This is a genomic window from Terriglobales bacterium, from assembly GCA_035691485.1.
GTDB lineage: Bacteria > Acidobacteriota > Terriglobia > Terriglobales > Acidobacteriaceae > JAIQGF01.
This window is the reverse complement of sequence record DASSIZ010000088.1, coordinates 1-11,186: the sequence shown is the minus strand read 5'-3', so window position 1 is coordinate 11,186 and position 11,186 is coordinate 1. Positions and strand designations below refer to the sequence as shown.

General features: G+C 61.3%; 5 protein-coding genes. 2 read left to right on the top strand and 3 right to left on the bottom strand.

Annotation, left to right across the window (positions count from 1 at the left end):
- A partial coding sequence (locus VFI82_11775) for a vitamin B12-dependent ribonucleotide reductase (GenBank protein ID HET7185356.1) occupies positions 1-3,044 on the bottom strand: 3,044 nt, incomplete at its 3' end.
- An 860-nt stretch (positions 3,045-3,904) separates the two neighbouring features.
- On the opposite strand from VFI82_11775, the gene VFI82_11770 reads away from it, so the two are divergent.
- Together VFI82_11770 and VFI82_11765 are read left to right on the top strand one after the other, a co-directional pair.
- Positions 3,905-5,347, top strand: a complete 1,443-nt coding sequence (locus VFI82_11770) for an amidohydrolase family protein (GenBank protein ID HET7185355.1) — start codon at positions 3,905-3,907, stop codon at positions 5,345-5,347.
- Between the two features lie 489 nt (positions 5,348-5,836).
- Complete coding sequence (locus VFI82_11765) at positions 5,837-8,668, top strand: pitrilysin family protein (protein HET7185354.1); 2,832 nt, start codon at positions 5,837-5,839, stop codon at positions 8,666-8,668.
- A 102-nt stretch (positions 8,669-8,770) separates the two neighbouring features.
- On the opposite strand, the gene VFI82_11760 is transcribed toward VFI82_11765, so the two are convergent.
- Together VFI82_11760 and VFI82_11755 are read right to left on the bottom strand one after the other, a co-directional pair.
- Positions 8,771-9,412: a superoxide dismutase gene (locus tag VFI82_11760; GenBank protein HET7185353.1), complete on the bottom strand. Its 642-nt coding sequence runs from the start codon at positions 9,410-9,412 to the stop codon at positions 8,771-8,773.
- A 198-nt stretch (positions 9,413-9,610) separates the two neighbouring features.
- On the bottom strand, positions 9,611-10,915 hold the full coding sequence (locus VFI82_11755) for an ectonucleotide pyrophosphatase/phosphodiesterase (GenBank protein ID HET7185352.1): 1,305 nt from the start codon (positions 10,913-10,915) through the stop codon (positions 9,611-9,613).
- Positions 10,916-11,186: the final 271 nt, after the last annotated feature.

Below are 11,186 nucleotides of genomic sequence, written 5' to 3'. Positions count from 1 at the left end.
CCGCACGACATGCAGCGATAACAGCTGCCGTTGCGGGTCATGATGGCGCCGCAGACGGAGCAGGTGGGTGCGTCGCCCAGGTCCACGTACTCCTTCAACATGTCGGCGGCATGGTGCGAGGCTGCCGGCCGTCGGCTATCGGCCATCGGCAAAGCCGGCTGCAACGAAGCGGTTGCACTCGCCGGCGCGGGCGATGCATTGCTGGCGGTGTTCTCGGGCAGCGCCGGCTGATCGTGCGCGGTGACCTTCATGCCGGGAAACAGGAGCTGCTGCTGTCCGGTGATGAACTTCTGCTCCAGCCAGCGGAAGATGTAGTCCATGATCGACGTCGCGTAGCCGATGTTCTCGTTGCCGGTCCAGCCGGAGGGCTCAAAGCGGGTGTGCTTGAATTTCTCGCACAGGAGCTTGAGCGGCACGCCGTGCTGCAGCGCCATGGAGATGGCGAGCGCGAAAGAATCCATGAGGCCGCTGACAGTCGACCCTTCCTTCGCCATGGTGATGAAGATTTCGCCGGGCTGTCCGCTGGGGTAAACCCCAACGGTGATGTAGCCCTCGTGTCCGGCGATATTGAACTTGTGAGTTAACGACGCGCGCTCCAGCTGCAGGCGATGGCGAACGGCGCGCGGCGGGCCGTCCTGGTCACGCGAGTCAACGGGACCCGACCGTCGACTGTCGACCTCCGGCTCCTCGTTGCGCTTGTCGTTGGCGCTGGAATCGGCCGTCTTGGTGCCGGCGGCGGAGAGCGGCTGCGACTTCTTGCAGCCATCGCGATAGACCGCGACCGCTTTGAGCCCGAGCTTCCAGGCCTGGATGTAGGCTTCGGCAATCTCTTCCACGCTGGCGGCTTCGGGCAGGTTGACGGTCTTGCTGATGGCGCCGGAGATGAAGGGCTGGGTGGCGGCCATCATGCGCAGGTGTCCCATGTAGTGAATGGAGCGGGTGCCCTTGGCGGGCTTGAAACTGCAATCGAAGACGGCGAGGTGTTCGTCCTTGATGTGGGGCGCGCCCTCGATGGTGCCGGTGGCGTCGATGTAGCTGACGATGGCATTGACCTGCTCGGGCGAGTAGCCGAGCTTGAACAGCGCCGCCGGCACGGTGTTGTTCACGATCTTGATCATGCCGCCGCCAACCAGCTTCTTGTACTTGACCAGCGCCAGGTCCGGTTCAATGCCCGTGGTGTCGCAATCCATCATGAACCCGATAGTGCCGGTGGGGGCCAAAACGGTGACCTGGGAATTGCGGTAGCCGAATTTTTCGCCCTGGGAGAGGGCTTCGTCCCAGACTTGCTTGGAAGATTCGACCAGGGATTTGAGCGCGGAAAACGCAGACGAGGGCGTCTGCGCTCCACCAATATTGTTCACGCTGGCGCGGTGCATCCGGATTACGTCCAGGAAAGGTTCGCGGTTGAGGTAGAAGCCGGGGCAAGCGCCGCCAGCAGGGTCGACGGTCGACGGCCGACGGTCGGCAAAAGCGGCTTTGGTCTTGTAAGCGGCGGGCTCCAGCGAGGGGCAGAGTTCGGCGATGTGGGCGGACTGGAGATAGGCTTCGCCGCACATGATGGCGGTAACGCAGGCGGCGTAGTCACGTCCGGCTTCGGAGTCGTAGGGCAGGCCGGCGGCCATGAGCAGCGCGCCGAGATTGGCGTAGCCGAGGCCAAGCGGACGATAGTCGTGCGAATTGCGGGCGATGGACTCGGTCGGGTAACCGGAGAAGTCAACGACGATTTCCTGGGCGGTGATCATGACGTCGACGGCGTGGCGGTAGGCTTCGACGTCGAAGGTGCCGCTGGGAGCGAACTTCATGAGGTTGAGCGAGGCCAGGTTGCAGGCGGAGTCGTCAAGGAACATGTACTCGCTGCAGGGATTGGAGGCGTTGATGCGCGCGGTGTTCTTCGAGGTGTGCCAGCGATTGACGGTGGTATCGAACTGCATGCCGGGATCGCCGCAGTGCCAGGTGGCTTCGGCGATCTTGCGCAGGAGATCGCGGGCTTTGTAGGTCTTGTGGGCGGCGCCGTCGTGGACGTTGTGGGTGGTGAAGTCGGCGTCGCGCTCGGCGGCGAGCATGAATTCGTCGGTGACGCGGACGGAGTTGTTGGCGTTCTGGAAAAAGATGGAGGAGTAGGCGGGGGAGTCGGGATTGGAGCCGTCGTAGCCCTCGCGAATCAGGGCGTGGGCCTTTTTCTCCTCTGTCATCTTGCAATCGATGAAGTCGGCGATGTCGGGATGGTCGATGTTGAGGATGACCATCTTGGCGGCGCGGCGGGTCTTGCCGCCGCTTTTGATGACGCCGGCGAAGGCGTCAAAGCCGCGCATGAAGCTGAGCGGGCCGCTGGCAGTGCCGCCGCCGGAGAGCGGTTCATGCGAGCCGCGCAAGGGGCTGAGATTGGTGCCGGTGCCGGAACCCCACTTGAAGAGCATGGCCTCGGTCTTGGCCAGGGTCATGATGGAGTCCATGGAATCGCGGACAGAGTTGATGAAACAGGCCGAGCACTGGGGATTGCGATAGCCGGAGGGGGTGAACTCGACGTTCTGGGCCTGCGGATTCCAGTGCCAGTTGGAGCCGTCGGCATTGGGCTCAATGCGGTCGCAACCGACGTTGAACCAGACCGGCGAATTGAAGGCGGCCATCTGGTGCAGCAGGATGTGGCAGAGCTCGTCGTGAAAGACGGCGGCATCGTCGCTGCTGCGGAAATAGCCGGCGGAGGTTCCCCAGTCGCGAATGGTTTCGGCGACACGAGAGACGAGCTGGCGCACCCCGGTCTCACGCTCGTTGGTGTCGAGTCGTCCATGCAGGTACTTGCTGGCCACGATGTTGGTGGCGGTCATGGACCAGTCCTTGGGAACCTCGACGTTCTTCTGCTCGAAGATGACGCCACCCTGGGCGTCGGTGATGGCGGCAGTGCGGAGCTCCCATTCCACCGTGTCGTAGGGCGATACGTCGGGCTTGGTGAAATAGCGGCGGAAGGAGAGGCCGGGGGCCTTCTTCGACTTCTGGGTGGTGCCTGGGGTGGTGGTTGTCGTGGTTTGTTGTGTGATCTCGGCCATCGGGGTGTCTCCTTCCAGGGCCAGGGGGGCGGCCAGTACATCAAAATTGCAGGGTGCCAGAACTCTCGCGGCGATTTTATCCGCCACCCGAAGCGGGTGGGTCAGCGCCGGTTTACTACCGAGTAACGGGGTGTGAATTCTGCCCCGAAAGCATCCATGTGGGATGCGACAGTACGCCTGTATGTTGTGCCTGTCAAGACCTAGGTACAACATATTGTAGTTTTTCTGCTGGTCCGACGCAAGCGGAGGCAGAAATAGCTCTTGACGCGTGCACGCTTTTTGGCTGGAAACAAATGCGGTGACAGGACTTTAGGGCGATTCCGGGGCGATGACAATGCAGAAAAGCAGTGCAAACGGAGGGTTGAAAAAGGGCCAGCAGCGGCGGTATTTGGGACGCGGTTTCCAGATGGATTTCCACAGGGGAGTAGAATGCACGCGGCTTGCGAGGTGGGCTCGGGCTCACGGCCTCGCAGAACGACGTGCCGGCCTCGCTGCGCTCGGGCTTACATGGGCTTCTCGCAATGCTACCCAAGGCTGACGCCTTGGGCTGGAATTGTGCCGGGTTCGCTTCGCTCACGCTGGAAACTGACTGATGGTCACTGTAAGTGTTTCCAGAGGAAACCAACCTCCTTCGCTGCGCGAAGGATGACAAGATTGAATTCATAGGTCGATGCTTGAGATTCGCGATTGCTGGAAGAAAAACACAGATCGGGATGACAAGCGATTCACGGATAGTACCTGGCGGCACGATGACAGGCGGAATAGGGGTCCTTCGACTCGGGCGTTCGCCCTTCGGCATCGCGCAGCGCAGGAGTTTCGTGTTTCGTGGGGTTAAAAAAGGTCTTTCGGTGGAGGCAATGATGAGGCGCAGGTACTTCATAGCGGCGGTGGTGCTGGTGGGGATGTTGATGGCGTGCGGGCCGAAGAAGCCGTTTGCGCAACAGCCATCAGCTATCGGCTATCAGCCGTCAACTGCTGCGTCGCGCTCGGGGGCGAGCGCGCTCCAACAAACGGCACGCGGGTCGGCGACCCGCGCCACACCACAAGCAGAGGCGCCGCCGGGCATAAAAGTACTGGAATGTGGTTGGGTACTGGATGTACGGAGTGGCGAATGGAAAGGCGGACCGATTGTTGTAGCCGGAAACAAGATCCAATCCGTTGGAAGCGAATTCAACACAAGCGGCATTGTGGGCTCGCAAAGGATCAATCTCACCGCAATGCGCTGCCTGCCGGGGTTGATGGATACGCACACGCACGTGCTGCTGCAAGGGGACATTACGGCAGAAGATTACGATGTGCAGTTGCTGAAGCAGTCGAATGCGTACCGGGCGATCGTGGGAGCGGCGACGGCGACCAAGGCGCTGAATTATGGCTTCACCACGCTGCGCGACCTGGAGACCGAAGGCGCGGGCTATGCGGATGTTGATATCAAAAAGGCGATCAACAAGGGCATCGTGCAAGGTCCGCGAATGCAGGTGGCGACGCGGGCACTGGACGTGACGGGAGCTTATCCGCTGCAGGGATACAACTGGGAGTTGCGGGACATCCCGCACGGGGTGCAGTTCTGCGATGGCGCGGACGATTGCCGCAAGGCGGTGCGAGAGCAGATCTCGCACGGGGCGGACTGGATCAAGGTGTACAGCGACAGGAGTTATTACATCGAGGGAAATGTTCTTAAGGATGTGCCGACGTTCACCATGGAGGAACTGCGGGCGATCGTGGATGAGGCGCATCGGCAGCGGCGGAAGGTAGCATCGCACGCCATCGGGATGTATGGCGTGCACAACTCGGTGGAGGCGGGTGCGGACACGATCGAGCACGGGGACTACATCGCGCCGGAAGACTTGCAGGCGATGAAGGCGAAGGGAATATGGTTTGTGCCGACACTTTACGTCGGGGAGTACGTGGCGCAAGGACGGGCGGCGGCGGGCGCACCGGTGTGGGTGCAGATGGTCAAAATTGCGGAGGACACGTTTCGACGTGCGATGCAGGCCGGGGTGAAGATTGGGTTCGGAACGGATGCGGGCGGTTTCGATTGGAACATCAATCCAGCGAAGGAATTTGCCGTACGGGTGAAGTACGGGCAATCGGCAGCGCAGGCGATCCGGTCGGCGACTTCGGATGCGGCAGCGCTGCTCGGGATGAATGATGTGGGGGCCATTGAGCCGGGAAAGCTGGCGGACATTGTGGCGGTGCCGGGAGATCCGCTGTCCGATATCACGGTGCTGGAGAAGGTGCAATTTGTGATGAAGGATGGAGTGGTGGTGAGGAAATCGGAAGGTTTCGCGCCGGCGGCGCGGTGACTGCGGGATGAGTAGGGGTCCTTCGACTCGGGCATTCGCCCTCGCTCAGGATGACATACATTTTGATCGCGTTTTAGGCCGAAAAATGGCGGGCCGAAATGCGTTTCGGCGGCGCGGTGACTGCGGGATGAGTCGGGGGCCTTCGACTCGGGCATTCGCCCTCGCCCAGGATGACATACTTATTGATTGCGTTCTTGGTTGATTGCGTTTTAGACCGAAAAAATTCGTGGGCGGTGGTGACGAAATGGAACCGGCCCGGTCTAAGTAGCGTATGTAAGTGGGACAGGGTAAGTGTGTTCGGCAAACCCGAGATTTCTCGCGGGCTAAAAGCCCGCTCGGAACGACATTATCGAATGTGCGATCGGCACGGCTAAAGCCGCGCCTTTCCCAAAGTGTTGCAGGGGCGGGCGACACGACTGAAGTCGTGTCCTCCCCAAGACAATAGTGCGCATGGCACAATCATTCATGCAGGACGCGAAGGAGATTCTAATGAGACCAGCAGGACGAGCGGGGCGTTTCGTTCTAGCAATCGTAATCATAATGACCGCGGCGGCGTGGGGACAGGCGAGTGCCCCACCGGCAAAAGCGGCGGCACAGCAATTCCCTACCATCAAGTATGAAAAGTACAAGTTGGCAAACGGGCTGGAGGTGATCCTGAGCGAAGATCACCGGCTGCCGCTGGTGGCGGTGGATTTGTGGTACCACGTGGGGCCGGCGAACGAGAAGCCGGGCCGGACCGGGTTCGCGCACCTGTTCGAGCACATGATGTTCCAGGGCTCGAAGCACGTGAAGGCGAACGAGCATTTCCGGCTGATGGAGGCAGCGGGCGCCAGCGACATCAATGGCACCACCGACTTTGACCGCACGAATTATTTCGAAACGGTGCCGGCAAACCAGCTGGAGCTGGCGCTGTGGGCGGAGAGCGACCGCATGGGTTGGCTGCTCGATAACCTGAACGGCCGCAACCTGGCCAACCAGCGCGACGTGGTGCGCAACGAGCGGCGGGAGGGGGAAAGCCGTCCGTATGACCTGGTGGAGGAGGGCGTACAGCACCTGCTGTACCCGAAAACCCATCCTTATTATGGCGACGTGATCGGGTCGCACGCGGACATCGAAAGCGCGGAACTGAACGACGTGCGCGACTTCTTCAAGACGTATTACGCGCCGAACAACGCGAGCATCGCGGTGGTGGGAGACTTCGATCCGAAGACAATCAAGGCGCTGCTGCAGAAATATTTCGGTCCGATCCCGTCCGGTCCGCCGGTGCCGAAGATTGAGGCGGTGACGCCGCCGATTACCGAGGAGCGGCGGGCCACCATCACCGACGCGGTGCAGCTGCCGCGGGTGTACCTGGCATGGATCACGGCGCCGTTCTTCAAGCCCGGTGACGCGGAAATGGACCTGCTGGCGATGACGCTGGGCGAGGGCAAGTCGAGCCGCCTGTACAAGAAGCTGGTGTATGAAAAACAGATTGCGCAGGACGTGCGGGCGAACCAGGAATCGCTGATGCTGGGTTCGAAGTTCGTGATCCAGGCGACGGCCAAGCCGGGCGTCAAGCCGGAAGAGCTGGAGAAGGCGATCGAGGAAGAATTGGCCGCGGTGCAGAAGGACGGGATCACGGCAGCGGAGCTGGAGCGCGCCAAGAACACGATCGAGACGCAAAGGATCCAGCATCTGCAGCGGCTGGGCGGGTTCGGCGGCAAGGCCGACATGCTCGATCTCTACAACCATTATCTGAACGATCCGGGATACCTGCCCAAGGACCTGGCGCGTTATGAGAACGCGACGCGGGAGTCGGTGAAGCAGCAGGCCGAAAAGCTGACGCCGAATTCGCGCGTAGTGGTGTACGGCGTGCCGGGGCAGAAGGTGGTGGAAGACGTGGCCAAGCGTCCGGAGCCGCAGTCGGCCGAAGCGGTGGCAGGCGGTCCGGGCAACGATGAATGGCGCACGACGCCGCCGAAGCCGGCCGTCGCCAAAGCGCCGCAACTGCCGGTGCCGGCGCAATTCAAGCTGCCCAACGGCATACCGGTGTACCTGGTGGAGCAGCATGCGCTGCCGGTGATGACGGCGCAATTGACGGTGCTGCGCGGAAGCGAGGCGAACCCGGCGGACAAGGCTGGGCTGGCGTCGTTCACGGCGATGATGATGAACGAAGGCACGGAAAAGAGGACTTCGCCGCAACTGGCGGATGATATCGCGCAAATCGGGGCCACGGTGTCGGCGGCTTCCACGGCGGACGCCACCTCAATCACCGCGGCCGCGCTGACCAAGAACTCGGACAAGCTGTTTGATTTGCTTTCGGACGTAGCGATCCATCCCGCATTCCGCGAGGAGGAGATCGAGCGCGTGCGGAAGAGAAGGCTGACCACGCTGATCCAGCAGAACGATCAGCCGCAGGTGGTGGCGCAGCGGGTGCTGCTGCGCGAGGTGTACGGGGCGCAAAGCCCGTATGGATACCTGGAGACAGGGACGCCGGAATCGACGCAGGCCACCACGCGCGAAGACATGGTGAAGTTCTACAAGAGCGGATTCGCGCCGCAGGATTCGGCGCTGGTGGTCGCCGGGGACATCACGGAAGCGCAGTTGAAGTCGCTGGCGCAGAAATATTTCGGCGGCTGGACGGGGCAGGCGACGGCGTCGAAGGCGCCGGTGGTGGAGAACACATCGTCACGGCGGATCGTGATCGTCGATAAACCCAACGCGCCGCAGAGCGCGCTGCGCATCGGGCAGGTGGGATTGCAGCGCAACAGCCCGGATTACCCGGCGGTGCTGGTGATGAACGACATCCTGGGCGGACTGTTTTCGAGCCGGATCAACCTGAACCTGCGCGAGGCGCACGGGTATACCTACGGCGCGTTCTCGTTTTACCAGTTCCGGCGGGGCACGGGGCCGTTCGTCATCGGCAGCATGATTCGCACCGATGTGACGGCGCCGGCAGTGAAGGAAGTATTCAACGAGGTAGAAAAAATCCGGAGCGGAGAAGTGACACCGGAAGAGCTGTCGATGGCGAAGGAGTCGAATGTGCGCGGGCTGACGGCGGATTTTGAGACCACGGCACAAACCGCGCGCACCACGTCGAACTTGTTCGTCTACGGGCTGCCGCTGGATTATTACCGCACGCTGCCGGCGAAGCTGGAGGCGGTAACGCCGGGGGACGTGCATCGGATGACGGAGAAATACGTCTCGCCGGACAAGATGGTGGTGGTAGTGGCCGGCGACCGCGCGAAGATCGAGCCCGAACTGAAGAAGCTGAACCTGGGCGCGGTGCAAGCGCAGGACACGGAAGGCAAAAAGCTCACGGAAGCCGGTGGAGGGGAATGAAAAGTGGCTAGGGCTGGTGGTTAGTGAAAAAGCCCGGCAAGAGCGCCGGGCTTTTTCGTCCCCACAGAAAAAACTTTTCGAATTTCCCGCGCTGCAACGCGATCAGCGTGCTTCCTTCAGGCGGCGGTTGATTTCTTCCCAGTTGACAACGTTCCACCAGGCCTTGAGGTAATCGGCGCGGCGGTTCTGGTACTTGAGATAGTAAGCGTGCTCCCAGACGTCGTTGCCGAAGACGGGGAAATGGCCGTCAATGAAGGGGCTGTCCTGGTTGGCGGTGCTGATGAGATCGAACTTGCCATCCTTGGTACGAACCAGCCAGGTCCAGCCGCTGCCAAAGCGCTTGACGCCGTTGTCGTTGAATTTTTCCTTGAACTGGTCGAAGCCGCCAAACTGATTGATGACCTGGGCGATGTCGCCGGTGGGATTGCCGCCACCATTGGGCTTCATGATTTTCCAGAACATGGAGTGATTGACGTGGCCGCCGCCGTTGTTGCGGACCGCGCCGCGAATGTCCTCGGGAACGGAACTGAGGCTGCGCAGCAGATCCTCGGCGGACTTGCCCTTCAGGTCAGCATGCTTGTCGAGGGCGGCGTTGAGATTGGTGACATAGGCGCCGTGGTGCTTATCGTGGTGAATCTGCATGGTCTGCGCGTCAATGTGGGGCTCCAGCGCAGCAAAGTCATAGGGCAGAGCGGGGAGCTGGAACGTCGTCTGCGCGGGACTAGCAACATCTCGTAATGCCATAGATCATTCCTCCAACGAGGTGTGAGATGCGCGGGGGAAGCGAAGGATGGAAAAAATTGCGAAGAAGCTCTTAGCCAGAGTGCGTATGGGGGCAGAGAGCGGGGGCCCTCGCGAAAGAGAATCGTGCTGAAATGCCTGTGGATCGCATCGCGACTCCCGGCCGCTTGCGGGTCCTTCGACTCGGACGTTCGCCCTCGCTCAGGATGACATTGGTTTGAATCGCGGCAAAGGCGAAAGGCGCCGGGCGTGAGCATGACCTTGAGCGCGTGTTTTGTGGCGCAGGACGGGGCGGAAGACCTCCATGTCGCCGTCATTTGCCGCCGGGGTAAGGTGGAGCAGGTAGGCGAGAAGCGGATAGATGTCGACGTTGGGAAAACCGGGAATGGTCGAGTGCGGGGCGAAGGCCGGGCCGGCGGCGAGGAAGATAGCGCGCATTTCGGGGGCGGCGTTGTCGTAGCCATGTTCGCCGCCATATTTCTTGTCGGGATGCTTGGCGACGTAATCGTGCGAGGTGATGATCCAGCCAACGTCGGCGACGGCAATCACCGGGGTAATGCGCGGGCTGCCGCTGAAATGCAGGCGCGCGGGTACGGTTTCAGGCGTGTAGACGGTAAGGTGGGGCACGCGTTTGAGTTTGGCGACCAGGGCGGCGTTATTGCCGTCCTTCGCTTTGGCAGCCAGCACCGGGTTGGTATCGATGACGGTGACATTGGATGGGTCAAGGTAATCGTCGTAGAAAATGCGGCGCTCGCGGGAGCTAGCAGCCATGCCGTGATCGGAGACGACGACCAGGTTGACCTTGCGTTCCACGCCGCGCGACTTTAACCCCTCGAGGAGCATGCCGATAGCTTTGTCGGCGAGCACCACGGCCTCTCGCAACTGGGGCGAATCCGGGCCGTAGTCATGTCCGGCGGTGTCCACGCCCTCGAAGTAGAGGGTAAGAAACGTGGGGCGCCGAGCGGCCGGAAGATCCAGCCAGGAGAGGATTTTGTTCACCCGGTAGTCGTACGCTGTTTTGTGATTGTCGTCGTAGGATTCGCCGTAGGTGGGCAGCGTGCCCTCGATGGGCGCCTCGCTGCCGGGCCAGTACATGGGAGCCGTTTTCTGACCCGCTTTTTGCGCCGTCACCCAGATGGGTTCGCCGCCCCACCAGCGCGGGTCGCGGACCTGATCGCGATAAGACATTTTGAACATGGCGTGCAGGCTGTCGTCCCACATGTTGTTGGCGATGATGCCGTGATGCGCGGGATAAAGCCCGGTGACGATGGTGTAGTGGTTGGGAAACGTTTTTGTCGGAAACGACGGAACCATGTAGGAGGCGCGAACGCCGCGAGCGATCAGGGCATCGAGGTGGGGCGTCGGGGCCTTGCCGAAGTAGTCGTAGCGAAAGCCGTCAATGGAGATGAGGATGACGGTGGGCTTGAGATCGGAGATTTCAGCCCAGAGGGAGTGAGCGGTGAACAGCAGGATGGCGAACAGGACGGAGCGGAATCTTCGCGGCATGAGATGGGACAGGATAACAAATCAGGGGTCGGGCTGACGGCCTCCGGGAAACCGTGCCGGCCTCGCTTCGCTCGGGCTGGACTAACGTTGGCACGTCTGCCCAATGCTGGCGCATTGGGCTGACACGGCGTCCCGGGCTCCCCCTTCGGCTGCGCCTCAGGGTCGCGCTGAAGGTGCTACACAACAAAAAGGGCGGCGGAAATCCGCCGCCCAAGGAGTCTCAAACGAGTTAGAAGATGAATTTGAAGGTGAACTGCGCTTCGAACGGAGT

Bases quoted from the DNA above. Each gene is read 5' to 3' on its own strand.
- VFI82_11755 (HET7185352.1), bottom strand. From the start codon at position 10,915: ATGCCGCGAAGATTCCGCTCCGTCCTGTTCGCCATCCTGCTGTTCACC.
- VFI82_11770 (HET7185355.1), top strand. From the start codon at position 3,905: ATGAGGCGCAGGTACTTCATAGCGGCGGTGGTGCTGGTGGGGATGTTG.
- VFI82_11760 (HET7185353.1), bottom strand. From the start codon at position 9,412: ATGGCATTACGAGATGTTGCTAGTCCCGCGCAGACGACGTTCCAGCTC.
- VFI82_11765 (HET7185354.1), top strand. From the start codon at position 5,837: ATGAGACCAGCAGGACGAGCGGGGCGTTTCGTTCTAGCAATCGTAATC.